Below are 25252 nucleotides of genomic sequence, written 5' to 3'. Positions count from 1 at the left end.
GAGGCTCCTAAGTGATGACTTAGGCCTAATGCTCGTCATGGTTCCCGCTCAGCCCCAGCAACTATCCGGTAGCCGACCCAACCGCATTCTTGTGCCTCAATTGGTCACTCAAAAACGGTAGCTGTGGGTGGATTTCCGTGGCGCTCGCTGGAATGAAAAAAGGGGCCGAAGCCCCTCTTTTCAACGACTTACAGACGTCAGTAGAAGTCTGTAGATCATAACTTGGAGCGGGAAACGAGACTCGAACTCGCGACCCCGACCTTGGCAAGGTCGTGCTCTACCAACTGAGCTATTCCCGCGTCGTGTTGACGGGCGCCATTCTATCTTTTTCTGGAGCCTCGTCAACCCTTTGATTCAAAAAAAGTTATTTCTCTTTCGGGGTGGTGCTCAGGTGCGGCCAGGCGGCCAGCAGGTAGTGCAGCATGGACCACAGCGTCAGGGCCGCGGCGACGATCAGCAGCCCGTAGCCCAGCAGCACCCAGAAGGTGAACACCGGGGCGTTGGCCAGCAGGATCACCAGCGCGGCCATCTGCGCGGCGGTCTTCCACTTGCCCAGGTTGGATACGGCGACGTGGGCGCGGGCGCCCAGTTCGGCCATCCATTCGCGCAGCGCCGAGACCACGATCTCGCGGCCGATGATGATCACCGCCGGCAGCGTCAGCCAGAGGTTGGCGTGCTCTTCCACCAGCAGCACCAGCGCCACCGCCACCATCAGCTTGTCCGCCACCGGGTCGAGGAAGGCGCCGAAGGGCGTGCTCTGGCCCAGTTTGCGCGCCAGATACCCATCCAGCCAGTCGGTCGCCGCAGCCAGGGCGAATACCGCGCTGGAGGCCAGGTGGCTGCCCGGGAACGGCATGTAGAACAGCAGGATGAAGATCGGGATGAGCAGGACGCGTAGCAGTGTGAGCAGGTTCGGAATATTCATCGGGACCACTGGCCGGTGAGTTGAGCCCGGCATTCTACTCGCTGTGCAGGGCAGCATAAATCTGCTCGGCCAGCTTTTTGCTGATGCCCGGGGCCTTGGCGATCTCATCGATACTGGCGCGGCCCAGTTCCTGCAACCCACCGAAATGCTTGAGCAGCTCGCGGCGGCGCTTGGGCCCTACCCCCGGCACTTCTTCCAGGGTCGAGGTGCGCCGGGCCTTGCCGCGGCGGGCGCGGTGGCCGGTGATGGCGAAGCGGTGCGATTCGTCGCGGATCTGCTGGATCAGGTGCAGCGCCGGGGAATTCCCCGGCAGGGTGAATTCGTGCTCGGCATCGTTGAGGTAGAGAGTCTCCAGGCCCGGCTTGCGCGTCACGCCCTTGGCCACGCCGAGCAGGATCAGCCCGCTCACCGCCAGTTCCTGGAGCACTTCCTGGGCCATGGCCAGTTGGCCCTTGCCGCCGTCCACCAGGAGGATGTCGGGCATCTTGCCCTCCCCCTCCTTCAGGCGGCTGAAGCGCCGCGTCAGGGCCTGGTGCATGGCGGCGTAGTCGTCGCCGCCGGTGATGCCCTCGATGTTGAAGCGGCGGTAGTCGGACTTCAGCGGGCCCTCGGGGCCGAACACCACGCAGGAGGCCACCGTGGCCTCGCCGCTGGAATGGCTGATGTCGAAGCACTCCAGGCGCTGCGGCGGCTCGTCCAGGTCCAGCGCCTCGGCCAGGGCCTCGAAGCGCGCGGCGACGTGCTGGCGGTTGGCCAGGCGCGCGGCCAGGGCCTGCTCGGCGTTGGTGATCGCCAGCTGCTGCCAGCGCGCGCGGGTGCCGCGCACCCGGTGGCTGATCTCCAGTTCGCGGCCGCGGGCAGTGGCGATGGCCTCGATCAGCACCGGGAAGTCCTCGTGCACGGCGTTGACGATCAGTTCCGCCGGCAGCTCGCGCTCGTGGTGGCTCAGGTAGTACTGGCCGAGGAAAGCCAGCAGCACCTCGTCGACCTCCTCTTCTATGCCCACCTGGGGGAAGAAGTTCTTGCTGCCCAGCACGCGCCCGCCGCGCACGCTGATCAGGTGCACGCAGGCGCCGCCGGGGTTGACCATGGCGGCGATGACGTCGACGTCGCCGTTGCCGCCCTCCATGCTCTGCTGGTCCTGCACGCGGCGCAGGATGGCCACCTGGTCGCGCAGCTCGGCGGCGCGCTCGAACTCCAGGCGCATGGCCGCCTGCTCCATGTCGGCGCTCAGCTCATCGGCCAGCTGGTTGCTGCGGCCTTCGAGGAACATCACCGAATGGCGCACGTCCTGGGCGTATTCCTCGGGGCCGACCAGGCCGACGCAGGGCCCCTTGCAGCGCTTGATCTGGTACTGCAGGCAGGGCCGGGTGCGGTTGCGGAAGTAGCTGTCCTCGCACTGCCGCACCAGGAAGGCCTTCTGCAGCAGGGCCAGGCTCTCGCGGATGGCGCCGGCGCTCGGGTAGGGCCCGAAGTAGCGGCCCTTGGCCTTCTTGGCGCCGCGGTGCAGGGCCAGGCGCGGGTATTCGTCCTCGCTCGACAGGTAGACGTAGGGGTAGGACTTGTCGTCGCGCAGGAGGATGTTGTACGGCGGCCGCCACTCCTTGATCAGCGTCTGCTCCAGCAGCAGCGCCTCGGTCTCGTTGGCGGTGATGGTGGTCTCGACCTGGGCGATGCGCGCCACCAGGGCGGCGGTCTTGGGCGCCAGGCCGGTCTTGCGGAAGTAGCTGGCCAGGCGCTTCTTGAGGTTCTTCGCCTTGCCGACGTAGAGCAGCTTGGCGTCCGCATCGAACATGCGGTAGACGCCGGGGCGGCCGCTGCAGGTGGCGAGGTAGGCCGCCGAATCGAACACCGCGCTCATCTAGTTGCTGGCATCCACCATGCCGTGGCGCACCGCCAGCAGCGCCAGCTCGACGTCGCTGGTGATGGAGAGCTTCTCGTAGATGCGGTAGCGGTAGGTGTTCACCGTCTTGGGCGACAGGCAGAGCTTGTCGGAGATGCTCTGCACCTTGTGGCAGTTGGCGATCATCAGGGCGATCTGGATTTCGCGCTCGGACAGCGAGTCGAACGGCGAACCGCCCTTCTCCGGCTCGAAGGACTTCAGCGCCAGGCTCTGGGCGATCTGCGGGCTGATGTAGCGCTGCCCGGCGAAGACCTGGCGGATGGCCTGGACCATTTCCTCAAGCGCCGCGCCCTTGGTCAGGTAACCGGAAGCGCCGGCCTGCATGAGGCGGGTGGGGAACGGGTCTTCCTCGCAGACGGTCACGGCCAGCACGCGCACGTCCGGCTGGCTGCGCATCAGCTTGCGGGTGGCTTCGAGGCCGCCGATGCCGGGCATCTTCACGTCCATCAGGACGACGTCGGGCTTGAGTTCCCGGGCCAGGCGCAGGGCGTCCTCGCCGGATTCGGCCTGGCCCACCACCTGCAGGCCCTCGATGTCGGCCAGCATGCGGGTAATTCCGGTGCGCACCAGATCGTGGTCATCGACCACCAGCACCTTGATCACACAGCACCTCATGCATAACTAGAGTGGAATCCGGCGCTGTGCGCGCCATCGAATCCGCGAACCTTAACAGAAAGCGATGCCCTGACCTAGCTTGGAACACAGCTGTCAAATTGCAAGCGCCAACGAACCAGCAAGCACCCCCGAAACGCCCGCGCCAAGCTGACCAGGCGCCGAGCGAAGCGTCAAGGATGGGCATCACGACCATTCTTTCGGCTGAGACCGGTTGTCGCGGGGCGAAGCGGAGCTGACAGTGCCAACCCAGGCATCGACGCACGCCGCCGCGGCCACGGCACATCCCCCGGCGCCGCCCTGACGAACGTCCGTCCGCGTTACAAAAGTGCCCGCCGTGCATCAACATGACGCACGACGAGCGCCGGACGTTACCGTTCGATGCCCATCCAGCACCCCGCCGCCCTCCTCCATCCCAACCAAATCGCCAGCGAATCAACGGCTTGTGTCTCGATCATCGATCCTGGCACGGCATCTGCTTAATTGCATTCATGGATAATTGGATACAGAAATCCAAAAGGAGCACCCCATGCGCCTGGTACCCAACTACGACCGCCAACCCGTGACCGCCGAGGAAGAGGCCTATAGCTACCTGCTGGACGCCATCTGCAAGGGCCAGTACCGCACCGGCGACCGCCTGATCGCCGAAGACATCGCCAACGACATCGGCATGAGCCGCATGCCGGTGCGCGAAGCCTTCCGCCGCCTGGCCGCCGAGGGCCTGGTGACGCTGCGGCCGAACCGCGGCGCCATCGTCAGCGGGCTGAACATCGAGGAGATGCGCGAAGTCTTCGAGATGCGCAGCGCCCTGGAAGGCCTGGCCATCCGCCTCGCCGTGCCGAAGCTGGGCGAACGCCAGCTGGCGCGCCTGGAGCGGCTGCTCGACGAGATGGACGACTACCGCGACGACAGCGCCGAGTGGGTCAGCCGCCACCGCGTCTTCCACGAATACCTCTGCAGCCTCGCCGGGCGACCGCGCCTGCTGCGCCAGATCAACGCCCTGTACTCGGTGATCGAGCCGCACATGCGCCTGTGGCTGCAGCACGTCGACAAGCCCATGAGCGCCCGCGAGGAGCACGCGGTGATCCTCGACGCCCTGCGCAGCGGCGATGCCCGCGAAGCCGAGCGGGTGCTCTGCGAGCACATCGAGGGCACGGTGCCCTCGCTGCTGAAGTTCCTCGAAGCAAAGGGCGCCTGAGACCCGCGCTTCGCCTGTCCCGTTGAACTGCCCCGGCAACCTCGCCCACTGGAGCTGAACATGTTCGTACGCAGGATCCCGCAGTGCCTTCTCGCCCTCTGCCTGGCCGCCCCGCTGGCCCACGCCGACGCGGTGAAAATCCCCGACCGCCTGAAAACCGCCGACAAGGTGGTCTTCTGCGGCGGCATGGACTCCCCGCCCATGGGCTTCTACGACGCCTCGCAGAAGCTCACCGGGGTCACCGTCGACCTCGGCGAAGCCATCGCCAAGCGCCTGGGCGACAAGAAGATCGAATGGCGGGTGACGCCCTTCTCCGGGCTGATCCCGGCGCTGCTGGCCCGGCAGTGCGACATGCTGGTGGACCAACTGTTCGACAAGCCCGAGCGGCGCGAAGTGATCGACATGGTCAACTACATGTACTCCAGCCAGGCTGTGGTGGTCGCCAAGGGCAACCCCAAGGGCATCCACACCCTCGACGACCTGTCCGGGAAGAAGGTCGCGGTGCTCAACGGCTCGACCATCCGCACCCTGCTCGACGCCCACAACGAGAAGCTGAAGCAGGCCGGCAAGGCGCCGATGAAGGTCATCGTCTACAACACCGACACCGACGCCTTCCAGGCCCTGCGCATCCAGCAGGCCGACGCCTACGGCACCACCGTGGAAACCGCCGGCTACTACCAGGGCATGGCGCCCGACCTGTTCGAGACCGGCGTGCCGGCCTTCGCCCGCATCCTCACCGGCCTGGGCATCCGCAAGGAAGACAAGCAACTCAGCGCGGCGGTGCAGCAGATCATCCAGGACATGCAGGCCGACGGCAGCTACCGGGCGCTGCTCGCCAAGTGGCACATCGAAGGCGACAAGCTCGACTGAGCCGAGGTGACCGACCATGAACTTCAGCTGGGACGTGTTCTGGCAATACCTGCTCAAGCCGAGCGACATCTACCTGTACGGGCTCTGGCTGACCTGCGTGATCGCCGTCAGCGCCATGCTCCTGGGCTGCGTGCTCGGGCTGCTGGCGGCGCTGATGCGGCTGTCGTCCAACCCGCTGCTGCAATACCCGGTGCGCTTCTACGTGTGGCTGATGCGCGGCACCCCGCTGCTGGTGCAGATCGTCTTCCTCTACACGGCGCTGGCCGCCGGCGGGGTGTTCCGCTTCGAGGACCTGGACCTGGGGCTGTTCGTCCTGCCCGGCAACATCCAGGCGGCGATCATCGCCCTGGGCCTCAACGAGGGCGCCTACATGGCCGAGATCATCCGCGCCGGCATAGGCGCGGTGGACAAGGGCCAGTACGAGGCCGGCAAGTCCCTGGGCATGACCTTCGCCAAGCTGATGCGGCGCATCGTCCTGCCCCAGGCCTTCCGCGTCATCGTCCCGCCGCTGGGCAACGAGTTCAACGTGATGCTGAAGAACACCACCCTGGTCAGCGTGATCGGCGTGCAGGAACTGCTGCTGAGCACCCAGATGGTCACCTCGGCGACCTTCCGCGTGTTCGAGCTGTACCTGGTGGTGGCCATCTACTTCCTGCTGCTGACCACCCTCTGGGGCTTCTTCCAGCGCTGGCTGGAAAAACGCTTCGGCAAGTCCGAGGGCAACGCCCCGGCGGCGCCGAGCCGGATGTTCGGCCAGCAGGCCATGAAACTGCTGAGGGGGCGCTGAGATGATCCCGACCGCGAAAGACGTGGTGATCCAGGCCCGCGACGTGCACAAGGCCTTCGGCGAGCTGGAGATCCTCAAGGGCGTGTCCCTGGACGTGCACCGCGGCGAGGTGGTGGTGCTGATCGGCGCCTCCGGCTCGGGCAAGACCACCTTCATCCGCTGCATCAACCACCTGGAAGACATCCAGGGCGGCAGCATCCGCGTCAACGGCGCGCTGATGGGCTACCGCGAGCGCGCCGACGGCAAGCTGGTGCGCGACTCGGAAAGCAACATCGCCCGCCGCCGCCGCGACATCGGCATGGTGTTCCAGCGCTTCAACCTGTTCCCGCACATGACGGTGCTGGAGAACATCATCGAGGCGCCGGTGCAGGTGCTCGGCGTGCCCCGCGGCGAAGCCCTCGAACAGGCGCGCCGCCTGCTCGCCCGGGTGCGCCTGGCAGACAAGGCCGAGCACTACCCGGCGCAGCTCTCCGGCGGCCAGCAGCAGCGCGTGGCCATCGCCCGCGCCCTGGCGATGAAGCCCCAGGCGATGCTCTTCGACGAACCCACCAGCGCGCTGGACCCGGAAACCGTGGGCGAAGTGCTGCAGGTGATGAAGGAGCTGGCCGAGGAAGGCATGACCATGGTGGTGGTCACCCACGAGATGGGCTTCGCCCGCGAAGTGGCCGACCGCGTGGTGGTGCTGCACCAGGGCGAACTCATCGAAGAAGGCCCTCCGGCCCAGGTGTTCGGCAACCCCCATCACCCGCGCACGCGGGAATTCCTCAGCCGCGTACTCTGATTCAAGGACGCCCTCCATGCTGCGTTTCTCCGCCCACGAATACCCCTACGCCTCCCAGCGCCAGAGCGTCTTCGCCCGCAACGGCATGGTCGCCGCCTCGCAGCCGCTGGCCGCCGAGGCCGGCATCGCCATGCTGCGCGCCGGCGGCAACGCCATCGACGCGGCCATCGCCACCGCGGCGGCGCTGACGGTGGTCGAGCCCACCGGCTGCGCCATCGGCGGCGACGCCTTCGCCCTGGTCTGGGTCAAGGACCAGTTGCACGGCCTGGACGCCAGCGGCCACGCACCGGCCTCGCTGTCCATCGACGCGGTGAAGGCCGCCGGCCACGGGAAGATGCCGGTGCACGGCTGGCTGCCGGTCACGGTGCCGGGCATACCCTCGGCCTGGGCCGAGCTGTCCGCGCGCTTCGGCAAGCTGCCCTTCGCCGATTTGCTGCAACCGGCCATCGCCCTGGCCCGCGACGGCTTCCCGGTGTCGCCGGTGGTGGCCCACCAGTGGGAAATCGCCCGCCGCGAATACCAGGCCAGCCGCGCCGCTGAGCCGGTGCTGCAAGCCTGGTTCGACACCTTCACCCTCGACGGCGAAGCGCCGCGCGCCGGCCAGCTGTTCCGCAACCCGGACCAGGCGCGGACGCTGGCCGAACTGGCCGAGACCAAGTGCGAGAGCTTCTACCGCGGCGCCATCGCCCAGCGCCTGGCGGCGCACTCCGCGGCCAGCGGCGGCCACCTGGGCGCGGCGGACCTGGCCGGCTACCGGCCGAAATGGGTCGAGCCGATCAAGACCAACTACCGCGGCTACGACGTCTGGGAAATCCCGCCCAGCGGCCAGGGTCTGATCGCCCTGATGACGCTGAACATCCTCCAGGGCTTCGACTTCGACCAGCGCGACAGCCAACTCACCTGGCACCGCCAGCTGGAAGCGATGAAGAAGGCCTACGCCGACGGCCTGCACTACATCACCGACCCCGAGCACATGCGCGTGGCCGCCAGCGCCCTGCTGAGCGAAGACTACGCCGCGCGCCGCCGCGCCGAGATCGGCGAGCGCGCCCAGGCGCCGCAACACGGCGACCCGCACGCCAGCGGCACCGTGTACATCGCCACCGCCGACGGCGAAGGCAACATGGTCTCCTTCATCCAGAGCGCCTACCACGGCTTCGGCTCCGGCGTGGTGCTGCCCGACAGCGGCATCGCCCTGCAGAACCGCGGCTCGGAATTCAGCCTCGACCCCGGCCACGCCAACGCCCTGGCCCCGGGCAAGCAGACCTTCCACACCATCATCCCCGGCTTCCTCAGCAAGGACGGCGTGGCGGTCGGCCCCTTCGGCGTGATGGGCGGCTACATGCAGCCCCAGGGCCACGTGCAAGTGGTGATGAACCTGGTGGACTTCGGCCTCAACCCGCAAGCCGCGCTGGACGCCCCACGCTGGCAGTGGTTGGGCGGGATGAAGGTGGGCATAGAACAGGGCGCCCCGCGCGACCTCGCCTTCGCCCTGGCCCGCCGCGGCCACGAGGTGGAAGTGGCCTGCGACCTGACCGACTACGGCCGCGGCCAGATCATCGTCCGCGACCCGCAGACCGGCGTGCTCTGCGGCGGCACCGAACCGCGGGCGGATTCGCATATCGCGGTGTGCTGATCGCGGACGGAGTCCGCTCCTACGCGCCATGCCATTCCCATGTAAGCGGATTTATCCGCGATTTCGCCGGCAAGGCCGGCGCTCGGTCATTCCCGTAGGATGGGTTGAGCGAAGCGATACCCATCACCGGGACCGCATGGGTTTCGCAAGCTCAACCCATCCTACGAAAGGCACCTCGGCGCAAGCCGGAACACCGCGCCCCAAAACCGCCCATCCCCCGCCGACCGATCAGAAATTTCCATTACCCGAATCAGCGGTTTCAAATGGAACGCTGCCTTCTCCCCTGCGTATCCTGCGCGCCGCGCCGGCTGGCGTCGTTCTTGCTTATTTTTTGTGACAAATTCATGACAAGCGTTGTCTGCTATTACAGATGTATGTGGCAAGCAGTATCAGGGGGTGCCCATGGGTAGTGCGATCAAGGAACGGGCGACAGTGATCTGCCGTCAGGACGACAAGATCCTTTTCGTGCGCAAGGCCCGGCGCAAATGGAACCTGCCCGGTGGCCGCATCGAGGCCAACGAGGCGCCGCGCCAGGCGGCCCAGCGCGAGCTGGCCGAAGAAACCGGCCTGCAGGTGGAGGCCATGGCCTACCTCGCTCCGCTGGAGCTGTACCAGACCCTCCACTACGTGTTCGAAACGGCCCTGCCCGAGCCGCAGAACCCCCAGCCGCAGAACGAAATCGCCGACTGCCGCTGGTTCTCCCTGGACGAACTGGCCAAGCGCAACGTCAACAAGGCCATCAAGCGCCTGCTCAAGGACTGCCAGCGCCCGCCGCAGTGAGGCGGCGGGCCCCTCCGCTCAGAATGGCAGCGTCAGTTTCAGCCAATAGGCGTCACCCTGGGCGCGGTTGCGCACGTCGGTTTCCTTCGACCACTTGGCGGTGACGAACCAGCCGTCCTTGCCGCTGTACTTCAGCGACGGGCCGATGGCGAAGCTGCGGCCCTTGTTGTCCTCGATGCGCTCGCCGTCCTGGCGGTCATCGGTGGTCTGCCGGTAATAGTAGCCGCCCACCCCGGCCACCCAGCCGTTGCCGAAGCCCCAGCCCACCGCGTAGTCGACGTGGAATTCCTGCCCGGAGCGGTAGTCGGTGTCGGGGTTCTTGCGGTTAAAGTCGTACATCACCTTGGCATCCAGGTTCGGCCCGTTCGGGTCGACGTAGCTCATCGCGTACACCGGCTCGAACACCCAGTAATTGCGCCCGGGGTTGGCCAGGTCGTCCTTATCGTAGCGGCCGGTGGGGGCGATCATGTCGAAGGCCAGGATGCTGTGTAACTTCTCGCTGTGATGGAAGCCCAGCGCCGGGCCGAAGATCATGTCGCCCAGGCCGCGGTTGTGCTGCGACTGGCCGTTGAGGTCGACCTTCAGGTCCACCAGCGGGACTATCGCGTGCAGCGCGAAGCTGCCGCCGAGCAAGCTGTAGTCGCTCACCCAGATCAGCCGGGGAACGATGGCGTTGGCGCGCACGCGGAAGTCCACCGGCAGCTTGCGGCCGTCGTTGCCACGAAGGTTGTCGGCCTCGTAGTGGTTGACGAACAGTTGGCCGTAGAAGCCCGGCGGCGGCATGGCGCCGGACATGTAATTCTCCGCGCCCAACGGGTAGGAAGTACCGCCACCCTCGGTGGCGCGGGACAGGTTGGCGACGCCGAACAGCAGGGCGCAGGCGGCGAAGCGGAGCAGGTACGCAAGGGGCTTTTTCATCGGGGCAACCTTTGTTGTTGTTATCGGTCGGGCGCACCCCGGCCCCCGCGCAGGAGCGAGGTGCCGGGCAGCAAGGTTTCAGATGCGCTTGAACAGGGCCGAGCGCTGGCCCTCGGCGGCACCGTCGGCGGCGCTGTAGAAACGCTCCATGAAGATGTCGCGCTCGAACAGTCGGCCCTGCATCAGACAGGTGATGGCCGCGTCGATCATCGGCGGCGGGCCGCACAGGTAGGCCTTGTGGCCGCCGAAGCGACCATCGAAGTGCTTCTTCGCCGCGTCGTGGACGTAGCCGCGAAAGCCGCTCCACTGGCCGTCCTCGGCGGCCTGGCTGAGCGCCGGCACATAGGTGAAGTTGGCGTATCGCGTGGCCAGTTCCTCGAACAGCTCGCGGTTGTACAGCTCGGCGCGGGTGCGCGCGCCCTGGAACAGGGTGATGCGCCGGGCATCGCCCTGCTCCAGCAGGTCGAGGATCATCGATTGCGGGCTGGACAGTCCCGAGCCGCCGGCGATGAAGATCAGGTCGCCGGCCTGGGAGCCGCGCACGAAGAACTGCCCGTAGGGACCGGAGACTTCCACCGCGTCGCCCTCGCGCAGGCCGTCGTGGATGAAGCCGGTGGCGGCGCCGCCCTCGACCAGGCGCACATGCAGCTCGACCTCATCGGGGCGGCTCGGCGGATTGGCCAGGGAAAAGGCACGGGTGCCCTCAATGCCCGGCAGTTGCAGGTTGACGTACTGCCCAGCCTGGAAGGCCATGGGCCGGTCCAGCTTCAGGTGCACGCCCTTGATGGTCGGCGACAGGTCCACCAGGCGGCTGACCACCGCGTGGTAGTCGCGCACCGGGTGGCCGGCAAAGTCGGGGTCGACGTCGATGTCGGCCTCGATCACCAAGTCGCTCTGCGGAATGGCGCAGCAGGCCAGGACCTTGCCCTCGTCGCGCTCCATGTCCATCAGCGCGAAGGACGAGGCGGCGCCCAGGTCCACCTCGCCTTCCAGTACCTGGCATTTGCAGGTGGCGCAGGTGCCATGGCCGCAGGCGAAGGGCAGCCACACGCCCTGGCGCAGGGCGGCCTGGAGGATGGTCTGGCCCTCCTCCACCTCGATCTGCTCGCCGGTGGGTTCGATGGTCACTTGATAGCTCATGGCGGCGCCCTCAGTTACGGCTGCCGCCCAGGCCTTCCAGGCCCGGGGTATGCAGGTGCAGCAGGCTCTTGTGGCCCACGCCGTTGGCGGCCAGGCCGCGGGCCGGGTCGGGTGCGAAAGGCGCATCGTCCAGGCGCCACTGGGCGGCGGCGAAGTCCACCCGGGCGGCGTCCGGATGCAGGGCGATGGCCGGCTTGACCACCTGCTCGACGAACTCGGCGAAGGGCTGCGCCGGGTCCACCGGCAGGGTGAAGGGCGCGCAGAACAGCAGGTGGTGCTCCCAGCACAGGTAGACCAGTTGGGCGCCGTGGAAATTGGCCTGGCGGTCCAGGGGCTCGGAGATATAGGTGCCGATGGCGGTCACGGACATGGTGGTATTCCTCTTGTTCTTGTCGAGGGGCGCGGCGGGCGCGCCCGCCTTGTGCTTCAACCGGCTTTCTGCGCCTGCCAGCGCTGTTGCTCGGGGGAGCCCTGGTACTCGAAGTTGTCCTGCCCGGGGGCGATGTTGTAGTAGTCGCGCACCACCGCCTCGACGTCGCCGCCGCCGCAGTTGCCCTGGAGAATCTGGTGCACCGGCAGCCAGGCCTGCACGTACTTCTCCGGTTCATGGGCGAAGATGTCGCAGCAGCCGTCGGAGCAGAAGTGATAGCGCTCGCCCCCGTGCACCAGGCTGCGGTGGCTCAGGCGCGTGGCGTCGTCCGGCTCGGTGAAGGCCAGGGGGATCTGGCAGATCTGGCAGAGCATCGGCAGCGTCGGGTTGTAGAAGCGCTCGCCGCGCGCCTGCAGTTCGCGCCAGTGCTCGTAGCGCGGCCGGTAGTACTTGTCGAAGGTCTCCGGGTACTTGGCCGAGAGCCAGTCCAGCTCCTCGTCGGTGGGTATCCAGGTGTGGAAGTTGGTGGCCTGGCTGTACTGGTAGAAGATCGACCAGGCCTGGTGGCTGATGTGCTCCTTGCCGATGGCGGTCTGCTCGACGTATTTGGGCGGGCGGATGCCATAGCGTTCCAGGTCCTTGAACAGCGCGCCGCCGGCCTGCTCGAAGTACACCTCCCAGGCCTCGGCCCAGGACATGACTTTGTTCGGCAGCATGTAGTCCATCATCATCCCGACCAGGGTCAGCAGGCGGTAGCCGCGCCAGAACCACTTGTCGATCCAGCGCTGGACGATGGGCACGTTGTCCTCGTGCTGCTCCAGCAGGAACTTGATCACCTCCAGGCCCAGGGTCATGTGCCGCGCCTCGTCGGACTGCGCCGAGAAGCCGAAGGTGACCGTGGCCATGTCGCCGTTGTAGGCGGCGCCGGACATGAAGGGCACGAACAGCAGGTTGGTCAGCACGTACTCGAAGGAGAACGAGATGGCCGTGAGGAACTCGAACGGGCCGGCGGTGCGGGCGTCCTCGAAGAACGACTTGGGCACTGAGAGGAACCACACGCGGTCGTGCATGTGGGCGAAGTCGTGCAGGCCGTTGAAGTGCTTGTTGTAGTGGCTCATCGCGTGCACCTGGGTCTGCACGTGGCGCAACTCGTCGATCGCCTGCATCTGGCAGGCGACCCGCGCCCCTGCCCCGCCGAAGTGCCGGCCGACCCGCGCGAAGCCCTGGTAGGCCTGGTATTCCAGGGGCGTGACGCCGCACAGGAACAGCTTCAGGGCGTTGACGTAGCGGGCGTCGGAGATGTTCTGGTGGCCGTTGTTCTGGGCGAAGGCGTCGAAGATGGCGTAGAGCTTCTTCTCCTTCTCGGCCTGGTACTTCCAGTAGGCGTCCATGGTCAGGCGGAAGGGGTCCTCCCACTTGTCCCAGTCGGTGATCTTGATCCCCTCGAAGCGCTCGTAGGGGTAGATGTCTTCCTTGCGCTGGTAGCTCGGCTCCCAGCCCAGGTCGCGGGTCAGGCAGCGGTACTTGTCTTTCTGGTTCAGGCGTTTGGCGGCCATGGCGGCTCTCTCCGGATTCTTGTCGTTGTGCGGATCAGTTCCAGTGCAGGGCGAAGCGGTCCTCGTCCTCCTCGACGTTGCCACCGAGGGTGATCACGTCGATCAGCATTTCCTGCACGTCCCACTCGCGACCGAGCTTCTCCTCCACCGTGGCGCGGTGGATGTCCAGGCGGCCTTCGGCCTGCACGCGGATCATCGCCGGCCGGTGCTGGACCTCGGCGTGGGGGTTGTCCTGGACGATGGCTTCGACGATGTAGCGGGCGGCGTCGTTGTCCTGGAAGGCGATGTAGACGAGGGAAGTCATGCTGCTGCTCCACTGAGGCCGAGTTTCTTCAGGCGTGCGCCGAAGGCGCCGTCGACGGCGTCCAGCGCCTCGTGGCCGGGGCCGATCTCGGCCAGCGGCGCCAGGGCCGGCAAGGCGCGCTCGCGCCAGTGGGCGACCCAGCCCTCGACCAGCGCGCGATTGGCGTCGCTCTCGGCGACCACCGTCTTCACCAGCGCGTCGACCCAGCGCTGGCTCTCGGCGAACCACAGACGCATGAACTCGGTGAGCATGCCCACCTGTCCCGCCCCGGCGGCCACCAGTTGGGCGTCGAAACGCTCGAACAGCAGCGGATACAGCAGGCCGTCGCTGACCAGGTTCTGCGCCAGGCTCAACTCGAACCAATCGCGTACCACCAGCGTGTCCTCCACGTAGCGGCGCAGGCCCTGCCAGGCCGGCTCGTCCAGCCAGCACCGCTTGGCCTCGGCCAGCAGCGCCAGGCCGTCGTCCTCCAGCAGCAGGCCGATACGCGACAGGTACTGGGCGATAGCCAGGCGGTCCATGGCCTGGAACATGTGCATCTGGGTGACGCTGGTGCCAAAGGCGTCGGCGGCAATGCCGCTGTTGTTCATGTTCGCGCCCAGTTCGGCGTGGCGCAGCGGCAGCAGAAGCTGGGCGATCAGCGCACGCTTTTCCCCGGGCAGCTGGGCCAGCAGTTCGCGCTTCTCGCAGAAGGCAAAGTCGTGCTCGGCGTTCTCCTGCATCCGCGCCCGGGCCTGCACGTAGGCGCCGTAGTAGTACTGGCGCGGGTCACTGACGGCGTACCAGTCGGCCATGCGCACGGCAGTGCGGGTGGGGTCGTTGAGCAGCTTGTCCGGCTGCCACAGCGGGCGGTAGTGGAAGTTGGTCGCCGCCTCGATGTCGAAGCTGGCCTCCTGGTAGCGGCTGGCCGGCTTGTCGCCGAAGCGCCGGCGGGTGTGGCTGAAGGTCTGGCGGATGGGCTCCACCGTGGCCGTCTTGATCTCGATGCTCATGCAAGGCGTCCCGTAGTTGTTGTTGTGGGGCGACGCAGCGGAAGGCGCGTCAGTCGTCCTGGCCACGGCTTTCGCCGTAGCGCCATTTCTGCATGTCGGCGTCGATGGCGGCGGCCATCTGCGCGTCCATGTGATGCACCCGGTTGCTCCGGCAGAAGCTGGCGAAGGCCGCACGCGGCAACACCAGCTCGACGAAGAGGTCCGGGTAGCCGATGGCGAAGTCGAACTCGACGAAGGCCGCGTCCGGCTCGCTGCGAACCCGCACGTAGCGGGGCATCTGGTCGAAGGGGGTGGCGTTCATGCTCGGGCTCCGGTGGCGTCGAAGGGGCTTGAGCAACGCCTGTGCCAGGACCGTGGAAGACGCTCGAAAAATAAATTTAACCAACTGAAACAAAAGGTTTTTTTAGAAATATCGCGACTTGCGAAGAGGCCCGCCGAAGGGTTGCAGCCTGGCCCGGACGGCTACTGCGATTGATCATTTGCTCAAGCCGGCGGGGGCCATTGCAGCAAATGGCGAAGGCCGGGCCGGATTGACTTTTCCCGCCCCTTCAGGCGATTTGGAAAAAGAGCGACGCCCCTCCGCCTTGCCTGAACCGCGGCGGCGTCGCCGGCGCGAGCCACCCCGCCACAGCCTGGGCGGGACGCGCCACCACCCCGTACAACGACAATTCAGGGGCGCGATCGATGATTACCCAATACAAGGCGCCGGACCCCGCTCCGGCGCTCAAGGACCTTACCGAGCGGGTCCGCTTCCTCGGCACCGAGGGCAAGGTCTGGCTGGACGAACAGCGCATGTTGCTGGTCCAGGCAGCGATGATGGCCAGCATGCGCCGCGAGCTGATCGAGATGCTCGGTGTGGAGCGGGCCAAGGGCTTCTTCCTGCGCATGGGCTACCAGTCCGGGCTGAAGGACGCCGAGCTGGCGCGCAAGCTGCGCCCGCAGGGCAACCCGGTGGAGATGTTCTTCATCGGCCCGCAGCTGCATTCGCTCAAGGGCATGGTCAAGGTGTGCCCGCTGCAGTTGGAGATCGACCTGGACAGCGGCCATTTCTATGCCGACATCGAATGGCAGGACAGCTTCGAGGTGGAGAACTGCCAGGCCGAAAACCTGCACTCCGAGCAACCGGTGTGCTGGATGCTGCTGGGCTACGCGATCAGCTACAGCTCGTTCTTCCTCGGCCGCCAGGTGCTCTACAAGGAAGTCAGCTGCCGTGGCTGCGGCGGTGCGCAGTGCCGCATCGTCGGCAAGCCGGTGGAGCAATGGGAAGACGCCAACGACTTCCTGCGCTACTTCCAGAGCGACCCCATCATCGACGAACTGCAGGCCCTGCAGGTGCAGGTGGCGAACATGCGCCAGCGCCTGCAACTGCAGGCCGGGCAGTTCTACGGCATCGGCCAGGCCCCGGCCTACAAGCGTTGCTGCGCGCTGATCGACAAGGTTGCCCCCGGCAAGGCCTCGGTGCTGCTGCTGGGCGAGACCGGCACCGGCAAGGAAGTCATCGCCCGTAGCCTGCACCTGCGCAGCGAACGCGCCGGCAGCCCCTTCGTGGCGCTGAACTGCGCGACCATCCCACCGGACCTGATCGAGGCCGAGCTGTTCGGCGTCGAGAAAGGCGCCTACACCGGCGCCCAGCAGTCGCGCATGGGCCGCTTCGAGCGGGCCAACGGCGGCACCCTGTTCCTCGACGAGATCGTCGAGCTGACCCCGCGCGCGCAGGCCAGCCTGCTGCGGGTGCTGCAGGAAGAGGAACTGGAGCGCGTCGGCGACAGCCGCACGCGCCAGGTGGACGTGCGCGTCATCGCCGCCACCCACGAGGACCTGGAGCAGGCGGTGAAGCAAGGCCGCTTCCGCGCCGACCTGTTCTACCGGCTGAACGTGTTCCCGGTGCGCATCCCCGCCCTGCGCGAGCGCCGCGAAGACATCCCGCTGCTGATCGAGCACTTCCTCGCGCGCCTGCACGAAAGCTACGGCAAGAAGACCCTCGGCCTCAGCGACCGCGCCCTGCAGGCCTGCCTGCAGTACGACTGGCCGGGCAACGTGCGCGAGTTGGAGAACCTCATGGAGCGCGGCGTGATCATCACCGACGAGAACCAGAGCATCGGCCTGGACGCCCTCTTCCCCCACGCCCCGCCGGAAGCCGAGAGCATCGGCCTGGCCAGCGACGGGCGCCTGGTGGCCAGCGCCGGGCAGGCGCCGTGGGTCGGGCAGATCATCGACAGCGGCATCGGCCTCGACGCGCTGGAGGAAGCACTGATGCAGGAAGCCATGGCCCGCAGCCAGCAGAATGTCTCCGAGGCCGCTCGCCTGCTGGGCATGACCCGCCCGGCGCTGGCCTACCGGCTGAAGAAGTCGCCGGGCGAAGGCGCCCCCGGGCGGGCTTGAGCATTTGGACGAAGGCCGACCGGGCACTTCACCAAATGCTCGACCGGCCTGCCCCTTTCGCCGTCCAGAAAAAACAGAACTCCTTTTATATCAACAAGTTGAAAGATTGGCACCGTCTTTGCTCAGCCACCTTCGCGGTACCTGACGACAAGACCAACAAGGTGAACCCCATGACCGTGAAGATTTCCCGGACTGCCGAAATCCAGACCTTCTTCGAAGAGGCCGCCGGCCTGCGCAACGAACAGGGCAACCCACGCCTGAAACAAATCGTGCTGCGCATCCTGCAGGACACCGCCAGGCTCGTCGAAGACCTGGAAATCACCGACGACGAATTCTGGACCGCCGTCGACTACCTCAACCGCCTGGGCAACCGCGGCGAAGCCGGCCTGCTGGTGGCGGGCCTTGGCATCGAGCATTTCCTCGACCTGCTCAGCGATGCCCGCGACGCCGAAGCCGGCAGGACCGGCGGTACCCCGCGCACCATCGAGGGCCCGCTGTACGTGGCCGGCGCCCCGCTCAGCGAAGGCGAGGCGCGCATGGACGACGGCAGCGACGCCGGCATCCCGATGTTCCTGGCCGGCCGCGTGCTGGACCTGCGCGGCCAGCCCATCGCCGGCGCCACCGTCGACGTGTGGCACGCCAACACCAAGGGCCTTTACTCCTACTTCGACCCGAGCCAGGCCGAGTACAACCTGCGCCGGCGTATCCGCACCGACGCCCAGGGCTGCTACCGCGTCCGCAGCATCGTGCCCAGCGGCTACGGCTGCCCGGCCGACGGCCCGACCCAGCAATGCCTGGACCAGCTCGGCCGCCACGGCCAGCGCCCGGCGCACATCCACTTCTTCATCTCGGCGCCCGGCCATCGCCACCTGACCACCCAGATCAACCTGGCCGGCGACCGGTACCTGTGGGACGACTTCGCCTACGCCACCCGCGACGGGCTGATCGGCGAGGTCAACTTCGTCGAGAATGCCCACGGCATCGCAGGCCGTTGCGCCGAGGTCGTCTTCGACTTCCAGTTGCAGCCCGCCAGCGAAGCCACCGATGAGCGACGCAGCCAACGCCCACGCGCCCTGCAGGTCCAGGGCGCGTAGGGCTCCTTCGTACCCATTGCCGGGCAAGGCACGGCGCGCACCTTGAGGTACGGCATTTCCCGGAGGGACAACTGCCGACAGCGCCGAGGCGCCCATCGCCCCTGCTCGACCGGGCACCGGCCGTCCCACCCGCACCGTGCCCCTGCAGGAGCGAGCCCTGCGTGCGAAATCGCGGGCAGGCCCCGCTACAGGTAGCTGGGATGTATTGAGCAACGGTCTTGCCGGCCGCGCCGGGGTGCTCGCTCCTACGAGAAGCCGTCCGGCTGCAGCCCACGGATCGCGCTGGGCACCACCCCCGTCCAGCGCTTGAACGAGCGGCGGAAGTTGGTGGTGTCGGTGAAGCGCAGGTACTGCGCCACCTCGTCGTTGCCATAGCCGCGTGACCAGTACAGGTACAGGTACAGGTACAGGTACAGGTACAGGTACAGGTACAGGTACAGGTACAGGTACAGGTACAGGTACAGGTACAGGTACAGGTACAGGGCGACATGCTTGCGCACTTCGTCGTGCAGGGCCTGGAAGTGCGTGTGGTGCTTCTGCAGCTTGCGCTTGCAGGTGGCCGGGCTCATGCCCAGGCGGGCGGCCAGTTGCTCCAGGCTCAGCGGGTCGTGGGCCTCGCGTTGCAGCAGGAGGTACAGGTGTTCGAGGAAGCCCTCGCGCAGGCCCAGCGCCTGGCGTTCGCGCTGGGCGTCGCGCCGGGCCGCCTGGCCTGCGGTGGCGGCGGCCCGTGGCCAGGGTTTCACCAGGTATTCGCGGGGGATCAGCATGGCGTCCACATGGCTGTCGAACTGCAGTTGCAGACCCAGGTGCGCCTGGTACTGCTCCAGGTAGCCCGGCTGGGCATGGGCGAACAGGTAGCGCCAGGGCAGGTGCTCGCCGGCCAGCCAGCGGCACAGCGCGGTGACGGCCGTCATGCTGCTCTCCACCAGGAAGCGCCGGGTGCCGCCCAGGCCGCAGGCGTCCACCCAGTACAGGCAGGCGTAGCGCTCCTCCAGCAGCAGGCGCGGCGCCAGCAGCGGGCAGAAGCGCGCGCGGTGCTGCAGCAGCAGGTCCAGCGCCTCCTGCAGGTTGCCGGCCAGGGCCAGGGCGCTGCTCGCCGCACCTCTGCCAACCCTAACTCCGCACCCCCTCCCTAACCCTCCCCCGCAAGCGGGAGAGGGAACCGTTCGGCATGATGCGGAATCACGAAGCTCCCTGGCTCAACGCAGCCATGTTGGGTGCATAACACCCCAAGCATCGCGGTCGTAGGAGCAACCGTCTTGCCGGCTGCGCCGAGGTGCTTTTCGTAGGATGGGTTGAGCTTGCGAAAACCATGTGGCCGGGGTGATGGGTATCGCTTCGCTCAACCCATCCTACGGGGCTGAGCACAGCCGGCAAGACAGTCCGTAGGGCGCATAACACTCCAAGCGTTATCCACCCCACCCGCACCCTCCCCATGTAGGAGCGCGCCCTGCGCGCGATTCACGGGCAGGCCCCGCCGCCTCAGGGCGGGGCCCAATACACTCCCTGGCCGCTCAATCCCCGCCCTGGGCGCGGGCCGCGCGGTAGCGTCCGGGGCTCATGCCGGTCCACTGGCGGAAGGCGCGGTGGAACGCGCTGGGCTCCTGGAAGCCGCAGCGCGCGGCGATCTCGGCGATGCTCAGGCTGGCATCATCCAGGCACTCGAAGGCCAGCGCCCGGCGCACCTCGTGCTTGATCATCTGGTAGGAAAAACCCTCGCGCTCCAACTGGCGGCGGAAGGCCGATTCGCTCAGTGCCAGCTGCGCGGCCATCTGCGCCTGGGATGGCCAGTCCAGGTCGCCGCCGGCCTTCAGGCGGCGGTAGACCTTGGCCGACAACCCGGAACGGTTGCGGAAGCGCACCACCACGCCCTCCGGGGCCTGGCGCAGGAACTGCTTGAGGCTGGCGAAGTTGCGGATCACCGGCAGCGCCAGTTGCTGGGCGTTGAACTCCAGCTCGGTGTGGTCGGCGTCGAAGCGGATCCACGGCCCCCACAGCAGCGGCTCGGCGCCGTGGGGCGGCTGCGGGTGGCCGAAGCGGGCGCGGTCGGGGTTGATGCGCCGCCCCACCAGCCAGCAGGCCACGCCGATGACCATGCTCAGGTAGATTTCCTCGGCGACGCAGCGCAGGGTGGCGTCGTCGATGCGCGTGTGCAGCACGATGGCCGCACGGTTGCCGCGCAGCTCCAGGTGCGCGCGGATGTCACGCAGGAACAGGTTGAAGCCGGCCAGGCACTGGCGCAGGGCGCGGCCCAGGTCCGGCTCGTGCAGCACGCTGCGGCAGACCATGGCGAAGGCGCCGCGCGGCAGGCCGGCGGAATCGAAGGCGAAGAACTCGTCGCCCAGCTCCTCGGTGAGCAGCAGCCACAGGCGCGTCACCGCCTCCGCCGGCACCCGGTGCAGCGGCTCGTCCAGCCAGTGCGGCTCGATGCCGGCCTGCGCCAGCAGCTCGGCGGCGCGCTGCGGGCGGTCGGCCAGGCGGTGCAGCGCGGCCTTCACGAAATAGGCCGCCACCGAGTCGCGCCGGCGCGGGGTGGCCGTCCGTTCCTCGGGGCCCAGGGCGGGTTTCATCATCCGATATGTCCAAATTCGTCAGCCGGGGCTGCGCAATTCTGGCATAGGACGCCGCCGCATCGCCTTCTAGACTGCTCGCCATTCTGCCAGGAGCCCTTCCCATGCACAGACCAGAAGTCTTCGTCGTCAGCGCGGTGCGCACCGCCATCGGTACCTTCGGCGGCACCCTCAAGGACACCCCGCCCGCCCAGCTCGCCACCCTGGTCACCCAGGCCGCGCTGGCCCGCGCCAACTGCGACGCGCAGCGCGTCGAGCACGTGGTGTTCGGCCACGTCATCCCCACCACGCCCAAGGACGCCTACATCAGCCGCGTAGCGGCGCTGCAGGCGGGCATTCCCAAGGAGGCCCCGGCCTTCACCGTCAACCGCCTGTGCGGCTCGGGCCTGCAGGCCATCGTCAGCGCCGCCCAGGGCCTGATGCTGGGCGACTCGCGCATCGCCATCGCCGGCGGCGCCGAGTGCATGAGCCAGTCCGGCTACCTGGTGCCCAGCGCCCGCTGGGGCGCGCGCATGGGCGACGTGAAGATGCTCGACTACATGCTCGGCGCCCTGCAGGACCCGCTGCACGGCATCCACATGGGCATCACCGCCGAGAACATCGCCAAGCAGCACGGCATCACCCGCCAGGACCAGGATGCCCTGGCCCTGCAGAGCCAGCAGCGCGCCGCCCGCGCCATCGCCGAAGGGCGTTTCGCCGGGCAGATCGTGCCGGTGGAGATCCGCGGCCGCAAAGGCACCAGCCTGTTCGAGGTGGACGAGCACGTGCGCGCCGAGGCCAGCCTCGAGCAACTGGCCAAGATGAAACCGGCCTTCCTCGAGGACGGCAGCGTCACCGCCGGCAACGCCTCGGGCCTGAACGACGGCGCCAGCGCCCTGCTGCTGGCCAGCGCCGAGGCGGTGAAGAGCGAGAGCCTGCAACCCATCGCGCGGGTGGTGGCCTATGCCCACGCCGGCGTCGAGCCCACCCTGATGGGCCTCGGCCCGATCCCGGCCACCCGCCTGGCCCTGCAGCGCGCCGGCCTGAGCGTGGCCGACCTGGACGTGATCGAGTCCAACGAGGCCTTCGCCGCCCAGGCCTGCGCGGTCAGCCGCGAGCTGGGCTTCGACCCGCAGAAGGTCAACCCCAACGGCTCCGGCATCTCCCTGGGCCACCCCATCGGCGCCTCCGGCGCGATCATCGCCACCAAGGCCATCCACGAGCTGCAGCGCATCCAGGGCCGCTACGCACTGGCCACCATGTGCATCGGCGGCGGCCAGGGCATCGCCGTGATCTTCGAACGCGTCTGATCGGGCCGGCCGGCCCCGGAGGCGCCCAACCCACGAAACGGGCGCGCCGCGGCCGGCCGCCCTTTCGGCGCGCCTTCCCGGCGACAGCCCGACCCGACGCACAGGTGCCCAGATGACCGCCTCCCCCGGCTCGCGTTTCGCGCGCAACCGCCCCAAGGCCCTGGAGCTCTTCGCCCGGCGCGGCTTCGCCCAGGTCAGCCTGCGCGAACTGGCGCGCCACCTGGAGCTGACCGCGGGCTCGCTCTACAGCCATTGCGCGAGCAAGGAAGAGCTGCTGCTGGAGTTCATCGAGGAACACTACCTGGCGCTGCTTTCGCTGTTCGACCAGCGCCGGCTGCGCGGCTGCCCCAAGGCCGCCCTGCAGCGGGTGGTCGAGGGCCTGGTGGCGTTGTACGAAAGCAATCCCCTGCACTTCCAGCTGGCCACCCGCGACGCCGGCTGCCTCAACGACGAACAGCGCCAATGCGTCGAACGGCTGCGCCGGCAGCTCGGCCAGAAACTCGATGCGCTGCTGGGCGCCGCCGGCTACGCCAGCCCCGGCCAGGCCTGCCAGCCCACCCTGGAACTGTTCGAGCACCTGCCCCTGTGGCTGGCCCGCTACCCGCTGGACCGGCAGCAGCGCTGCGCCGCCCTGCTGCGCTCGCTGACCGCCGCGCTGGCGCCGGGCGCCTGAAGCGGCGGGGCCGGCACGGCGCCGGCCCCGCGGCGGCTCAGAAGCGCACGGCCACCCCGGCGGTGACGTTGAACGGATCGCCCGGGTAGAAGTTGGCCGAGTCCCGGCCCTTGGCGTCGTAGGCGGTGTTGGCCGCGGTGGCGTAGTGCTCGTTGGTCAGGTTGCGCAGGTCGAGGAACACCTCCCAGCGCCGGCCCGGCGCCTGGTAGCCCAGCTTGGCGCCCCACAGCGTGTACGAAGGCGCGCCCAGGCTGTTGGCGTAGTCCACGTAGTAGCTGGAGGCCGCCCGCGCGTTGAGCTCGGCGTAGTAGCCGTCGTGCCGCTGGTAGTTCAGCTGCGCCTGGTACACCTGGCGCGGCAGGCTGGGCAGTTCGTTGTCGCCGAAGGTGCTGTCGCCGCGGTAGTGGAAGTCGTTCAGCGTCCAGGCCTGGCGCAGGTCCAGGCGGTCGCCGTTGGCGCCTTCCCAGAGCTGGATGCCCAGCCCCGCCTCGATGCCCTGGTGGATGGTCGGGCTGGCGTTGGAGTTGGCCACCAGCGCATCCGCCGTGGCGGTGGCCTGGCGCACCACCACCGAGAGCAGTTCGTCCTTCACCCAGGAGCGGTACAGCGTCAGGCTGCCGTCCACCACCCCGACGCTGCCGCGGATGCCCACCTCCAGGGTGTCGGCCTTCTGCGGGGTGAGCGGGCGGATGTAGGGCACGCCGGTGCTGCCCAGTTGCCAGGTCACCGGCGGGTCGATGGAGCGGCTGGCGTTGCCGAACAGCTGGATGTCCGGCGTCAGCTGGTAGCGCAGGCCGATGCGCGGCGCGGCGTACCACTTGTTGTAGCTGACCGCGCTGGGGAACTCGCTGGTGTTGGCGCTGGTGCTGTACTCGATGCTCACGTCGCGGTCGATGTTGATCGCCGAGAGCCCGCTCACCAGCCACAGGCGCGGGTCCAGCTGCAGCTCGTTGCCGAAGGCGAACACGGTATCCCGCGAGCCGGTGTAGTCGGTGTGCTGCAGCAACTGGCCGGTGGCGCGGCTGTGGGACTTCACGTCGGCGAACTGCGAGCGGGTGCTGCTGAAGGTCAGGGTGGTGTCGCTGGGCAGGCCGAACAGGCGGTCCCGGCTGCGCAGGTAGCGCAGCGTCAGGTTGGTGTCGGTGGAGCGCCAGTCCTGCGGCGTGGCCGAGTAACGCCAGCCGTTGAGCAGCGGGTAGTCGTTGACGCTCAGGCCCACCTGCAGCCGCGAGTCGTCGTCGAAGCGGTAGGTGGTGGTGCTGCCGACCCAGGTGGAGCCGTCCTTCTTGCGCCCGATGGGCACCTTGTTGGAATTGGAGTCGTGCTTGATCTGCGCGCGGGTCAGGGTGTTGCCCTGGGTCAGCGTCTCCTCGCGGTAGCGCACGATCAGCCGGGTATCCAGGCGCTCGTTGAAGCGGTGGCCGAGGTTGGCCACCAGTTCCTGGCCCTTGTTCGGGGTGTCGTGCTGGTAGCCGTCGCGTTCGTTGTGGAAGATCGACACGTAGTAGTCGCTGTCGTCCACCACCCCGCCGGTGCTCAGCTGCTGCTTGCGGTAGCCGAAGCTGCCGGCCTCCAGGCGCAGGTAGTTGCCCGGCGCGGTGTAGCCGCTGTGGGTGACGAAGTTGATGGCGCCGCCCAGGCTGGTGGCCGCGTAGTCGAAGGCGTTGGCACCGTAGAGCACCTCGGTGTGATCGATGCCGTTCATGCTCAGGTAGTCTTCCTGGGTGCCGCCCGGGCCGGTGATGGGCAGGCCGTCGAACAGGTATCTGATGCCCAGCGCGTAGCCCTGGTAGAAGGTGTTCAGGCCCGAGCCGCGGATGGAAATCTTGTTCGCCCCGCTGCCGCTGGTGGCCTGGGCGAAAATCCCCGGCTGCAGCGCGAACACGTCCTCGGCGTTGGTCGCGCGGCCCTTCTCCACTGCCTTGTTGTCCACCACCACGGCCGCGCCGGGCACCTTCTTCAAGCGCTCCTCGGCCTTCTGCGCCTCGCTGCGGGCGGCGCCCTCCACCACCACGGTGGCCAGGCGGGTATCGCCATCCTCCGGCTGGGCCGCCCACAGCGGGCCGCCGGCCAGGCACAGGCCGGCGCCGAGGCTCAGCAGCCGGCCCCCCAGGCCGGCGCGGGTTGTACGGGTTATAGGTTTTTTCGAATGCACGGCAAGGCTCCTTAGGTCCTCCAATGAGTGGGCGAGCCTCTATGCGCATAGTCGTGCTCGACAGCGCTTTCGCAGAATCCATGCCAAGCATTAATTCCTTCTGAATCAACCAGTTGAGAAAAATCACGCTGTACTCGAAGGAACATCTGTTGCCGCGCTGTTGATCGCTTCACAACCCGCCGCCAACCGCCCGCTGCTCAGCCAGCAACAGCGAATCGACAAACTGCCCGCGCAGCAGCGCGGAATCGCGGCGCAACCCCGCTGAAACGGGCCTTCCAGGCCGGGCATGGCTTGTGCAACGCAGCCTGGGCGGCCGCTCC

General features: G+C 67.6%; 22 protein-coding genes, 1 tRNA gene and 1 pseudogene. 10 read left to right on the top strand and 14 right to left on the bottom strand.

Annotated features, from left to right (window positions below):
• Positions 1 to 223: 223 nt before the first annotated feature.
• The 4 genes from IG194_RS26790 to uvrY all read right to left on the bottom strand — a co-directional run bounded on the left by IG194_RS26790 (position 224) and on the right by uvrY (position 3431).
• A tRNA-Gly gene (locus tag IG194_RS26790) sits at positions 224 to 299 on the bottom strand.
• Between the two features lie 65 nt (positions 300 to 364).
• Positions 365 to 925 (bottom strand): CDP-diacylglycerol--glycerol-3-phosphate 3-phosphatidyltransferase, encoded by a 561-nt coding sequence (pgsA, locus tag IG194_RS26785; RefSeq protein ID WP_009619678.1) that lies wholly within the window; start codon positions 923 to 925, stop codon positions 365 to 367.
• 34 nt (positions 926 to 959) lie between these two features.
• Entirely contained in the window at positions 960 to 2786 is a 1827-nt protein-coding gene (gene uvrC / locus IG194_RS26780; RefSeq protein ID WP_058489252.1) for an excinuclease ABC subunit UvrC, read from the bottom strand.
• Positions 2787 to 3431 (bottom strand): UvrY/SirA/GacA family response regulator transcription factor, encoded by a 645-nt coding sequence (gene uvrY, locus IG194_RS26775; protein ID WP_009619673.1) that lies wholly within the window; start codon positions 3429 to 3431, stop codon positions 2787 to 2789. It lies immediately after the preceding gene.
• Positions 3432 to 3969: 538 nt separating this feature from the next.
• Here uvrY and IG194_RS26770 point away from each other — a divergent pair.
• The 6 genes from IG194_RS26770 to IG194_RS26745 all read left to right on the top strand — a co-directional run bounded on the left by IG194_RS26770 (position 3970) and on the right by IG194_RS26745 (position 9489).
• The gene (locus IG194_RS26770) at positions 3970 to 4638 is read left to right on the top strand and encodes a GntR family transcriptional regulator (protein WP_058489251.1); all 669 of its coding nucleotides are present in this window, start codon (positions 3970 to 3972) and stop codon (positions 4636 to 4638) included.
• Positions 4639 to 4698: 60 nt separating this feature from the next.
• On the top strand, positions 4699 to 5508 hold the full coding sequence (locus IG194_RS26765; protein ID WP_058489250.1) for an ABC transporter substrate-binding protein: 810 nt from the start codon (positions 4699 to 4701) through the stop codon (positions 5506 to 5508).
• A gap of 16 nt (positions 5509 to 5524) precedes the next feature.
• Complete coding sequence (locus IG194_RS26760) at positions 5525 to 6295, top strand: amino acid ABC transporter permease (protein WP_058489249.1); 771 nt, start codon at positions 5525 to 5527, stop codon at positions 6293 to 6295.
• A gap of 1 nt (position 6296) precedes the next feature.
• Positions 6297 to 7076, top strand: a complete 780-nt coding sequence (locus tag IG194_RS26755) for an amino acid ABC transporter ATP-binding protein (protein WP_043318903.1) — start codon at positions 6297 to 6299, stop codon at positions 7074 to 7076.
• Between the two features lie 16 nt (positions 7077 to 7092).
• Positions 7093 to 8709 (top strand): gamma-glutamyltransferase family protein, encoded by a 1617-nt coding sequence (locus IG194_RS26750; RefSeq protein ID WP_058489248.1) that lies wholly within the window; start codon positions 7093 to 7095, stop codon positions 8707 to 8709.
• Positions 8710 to 9111: 402 nt separating this feature from the next.
• Positions 9112 to 9489 carry an NUDIX hydrolase gene (locus IG194_RS26745; protein WP_009619666.1) on the top strand — a complete coding sequence of 126 codons (378 nt, stop codon included), beginning with the start codon at positions 9112 to 9114 and terminating at the stop codon, positions 9487 to 9489.
• 18 nt (positions 9490 to 9507) lie between these two features.
• Here IG194_RS26745 and IG194_RS26740 read toward each other — a convergent pair whose 3' ends face one another.
• The 7 genes from IG194_RS26740 to IG194_RS26710 all read right to left on the bottom strand — a co-directional run bounded on the left by IG194_RS26740 (position 9508) and on the right by IG194_RS26710 (position 15070).
• On the bottom strand, positions 9508 to 10407 hold the full coding sequence (locus IG194_RS26740; protein ID WP_009619665.1) for a transporter: 900 nt from the start codon (positions 10405 to 10407) through the stop codon (positions 9508 to 9510).
• 78 nt (positions 10408 to 10485) lie between these two features.
• Complete coding sequence (locus IG194_RS26735; RefSeq protein ID WP_009619663.1) at positions 10486 to 11547, bottom strand: NADH:ubiquinone reductase (Na(+)-transporting) subunit F; 1062 nt, start codon at positions 11545 to 11547, stop codon at positions 10486 to 10488.
• A gap of 10 nt (positions 11548 to 11557) precedes the next feature.
• Positions 11558 to 11917, bottom strand: coding sequence for a phenol hydroxylase subunit P4 (locus IG194_RS26730; RefSeq protein ID WP_058489763.1), 360 nt, complete (start codon positions 11915 to 11917; stop codon positions 11558 to 11560).
• Between the two features lie 56 nt (positions 11918 to 11973).
• Positions 11974 to 13473: an aromatic/alkene/methane monooxygenase hydroxylase/oxygenase subunit alpha gene (locus IG194_RS26725; protein ID WP_009619659.1), complete on the bottom strand. Its 1500-nt coding sequence runs from the start codon at positions 13471 to 13473 to the stop codon at positions 11974 to 11976.
• Positions 13474 to 13507: 34 nt separating this feature from the next.
• Positions 13508 to 13777, bottom strand: a complete 270-nt coding sequence (locus tag IG194_RS26720; RefSeq protein WP_009619657.1) for an MmoB/DmpM family protein — start codon at positions 13775 to 13777, stop codon at positions 13508 to 13510.
• A complete protein-coding gene (locus tag IG194_RS26715; RefSeq protein WP_058489247.1) occupies positions 13774 to 14769 on the bottom strand; it encodes an aromatic/alkene monooxygenase hydroxylase subunit beta in 996 nt (331 codons plus the stop codon). Before IG194_RS26715 ends, IG194_RS26720 begins: the two co-directional genes overlap by 4 nt.
• 49 nt (positions 14770 to 14818) lie before the next feature.
• Entirely contained in the window at positions 14819 to 15070 is a 252-nt protein-coding gene (locus IG194_RS26710; protein ID WP_009619653.1) for a phenol hydroxylase subunit, read from the bottom strand.
• A 383-nt stretch (positions 15071 to 15453) separates the two neighbouring features.
• Here IG194_RS26710 and IG194_RS26705 point away from each other — a divergent pair, with 383 nt between their 5' ends.
• Together IG194_RS26705 and catA are read left to right on the top strand one after the other, a co-directional pair.
• Positions 15454 to 17151, top strand: a complete 1698-nt coding sequence (locus tag IG194_RS26705; RefSeq protein WP_009619650.1) for a sigma-54-dependent Fis family transcriptional regulator — start codon at positions 15454 to 15456, stop codon at positions 17149 to 17151.
• A 170-nt stretch (positions 17152 to 17321) separates the two neighbouring features.
• Positions 17322 to 18245 (top strand): catechol 1,2-dioxygenase, encoded by a 924-nt coding sequence (gene catA, locus IG194_RS26700; RefSeq protein ID WP_058489246.1) that lies wholly within the window; start codon positions 17322 to 17324, stop codon positions 18243 to 18245.
• A gap of 245 nt (positions 18246 to 18490) precedes the next feature.
• Here the strand turns inward: catA and IG194_RS26695 are convergent.
• A pseudogene (locus tag IG194_RS26695) lies at positions 18491 to 19336 on the bottom strand (AraC family transcriptional regulator ligand-binding domain-containing protein); the annotation flags it as partial.
• Positions 19337 to 19759: 423 nt separating this feature from the next.
• A complete protein-coding gene (locus IG194_RS26690) occupies positions 19760 to 20818 on the bottom strand; it encodes an AraC family transcriptional regulator (protein WP_051878287.1) in 1059 nt (352 codons plus the stop codon).
• Positions 20819 to 20919: 101 nt separating this feature from the next.
• Here IG194_RS26690 and IG194_RS26685 point away from each other — a divergent pair, with 101 nt between their 5' ends.
• Both IG194_RS26685 and IG194_RS26680 read left to right on the top strand, forming a co-directional pair.
• Complete coding sequence (locus tag IG194_RS26685; protein ID WP_058489245.1) at positions 20920 to 22104, top strand: acetyl-CoA C-acyltransferase family protein; 1185 nt, start codon at positions 20920 to 20922, stop codon at positions 22102 to 22104.
• 112 nt (positions 22105 to 22216) lie between these two features.
• Positions 22217 to 22777 carry a TetR/AcrR family transcriptional regulator gene (locus tag IG194_RS26680; protein ID WP_058489244.1) on the top strand — a complete coding sequence of 187 codons (561 nt, stop codon included), beginning with the start codon at positions 22217 to 22219 and terminating at the stop codon, positions 22775 to 22777.
• A 37-nt stretch (positions 22778 to 22814) separates the two neighbouring features.
• Here IG194_RS26680 and IG194_RS26675 read toward each other — a convergent pair whose 3' ends face one another.
• Positions 22815 to 24932, bottom strand: coding sequence for a TonB-dependent receptor family protein (locus IG194_RS26675; protein ID WP_082996359.1), 2118 nt, complete (start codon positions 24930 to 24932; stop codon positions 22815 to 22817).
• Positions 24933 to 25252: the final 320 nt, after the last annotated feature.

The sequence above is a fragment of the Pseudomonas sp. ADPe genome (genome assembly GCF_014843515.1).
GTDB lineage: Bacteria > Pseudomonadota > Gammaproteobacteria > Pseudomonadales > Pseudomonadaceae > Pseudomonas > Pseudomonas citronellolis.
This window is presented reverse-complemented; position numbering and strand designations above follow the sequence as displayed.

Coding starts and splice junctions, on each gene's coding strand:
- pgsA (WP_009619678.1), bottom strand. CDS start 925: ATGAATATTCCGAACCTGCTCACACTGCTACGCGTCCTGCTCATCCCG.
- uvrC (WP_058489252.1), bottom strand. CDS start 2,786: ATGAGCGCGGTGTTCGATTCGGCGGCCTACCTCGCCACCTGCAGCGGC.
- IG194_RS26770 (WP_058489251.1), top strand. CDS start 3,970: ATGCGCCTGGTACCCAACTACGACCGCCAACCCGTGACCGCCGAGGAA.
- IG194_RS26765 (WP_058489250.1), top strand. CDS start 4,699: ATGTTCGTACGCAGGATCCCGCAGTGCCTTCTCGCCCTCTGCCTGGCC.
- IG194_RS26760 (WP_058489249.1), top strand. CDS start 5,525: ATGAACTTCAGCTGGGACGTGTTCTGGCAATACCTGCTCAAGCCGAGC.
- IG194_RS26755 (WP_043318903.1), top strand. CDS start 6,297: ATGATCCCGACCGCGAAAGACGTGGTGATCCAGGCCCGCGACGTGCAC.
- IG194_RS26750 (WP_058489248.1), top strand. CDS start 7,093: ATGCTGCGTTTCTCCGCCCACGAATACCCCTACGCCTCCCAGCGCCAG.
- IG194_RS26745 (WP_009619666.1), top strand. CDS start 9,112: ATGGGTAGTGCGATCAAGGAACGGGCGACAGTGATCTGCCGTCAGGAC.
- IG194_RS26740 (WP_009619665.1), bottom strand. CDS start 10,407: ATGAAAAAGCCCCTTGCGTACCTGCTCCGCTTCGCCGCCTGCGCCCTG.
- IG194_RS26735 (WP_009619663.1), bottom strand. CDS start 11,547: ATGAGCTATCAAGTGACCATCGAACCCACCGGCGAGCAGATCGAGGTG.
- IG194_RS26730 (WP_058489763.1), bottom strand. CDS start 11,917: ATGTCCGTGACCGCCATCGGCACCTATATCTCCGAGCCCCTGGACCGC.
- IG194_RS26725 (WP_009619659.1), bottom strand. CDS start 13,473: ATGGCCGCCAAACGCCTGAACCAGAAAGACAAGTACCGCTGCCTGACC.
- IG194_RS26720 (WP_009619657.1), bottom strand. CDS start 13,777: ATGACTTCCCTCGTCTACATCGCCTTCCAGGACAACGACGCCGCCCGC.
- IG194_RS26715 (WP_058489247.1), bottom strand. CDS start 14,769: ATGAGCATCGAGATCAAGACGGCCACGGTGGAGCCCATCCGCCAGACC.
- IG194_RS26710 (WP_009619653.1), bottom strand. CDS start 15,070: ATGAACGCCACCCCCTTCGACCAGATGCCCCGCTACGTGCGGGTTCGC.
- IG194_RS26705 (WP_009619650.1), top strand. CDS start 15,454: ATGATTACCCAATACAAGGCGCCGGACCCCGCTCCGGCGCTCAAGGAC.
- catA (WP_058489246.1), top strand. CDS start 17,322: ATGACCGTGAAGATTTCCCGGACTGCCGAAATCCAGACCTTCTTCGAA.
- IG194_RS26690 (WP_051878287.1), bottom strand. CDS start 20,818: ATGATGAAACCCGCCCTGGGCCCCGAGGAACGGACGGCCACCCCGCGC.
- IG194_RS26685 (WP_058489245.1), top strand. CDS start 20,920: ATGCACAGACCAGAAGTCTTCGTCGTCAGCGCGGTGCGCACCGCCATC.
- IG194_RS26680 (WP_058489244.1), top strand. CDS start 22,217: ATGACCGCCTCCCCCGGCTCGCGTTTCGCGCGCAACCGCCCCAAGGCC.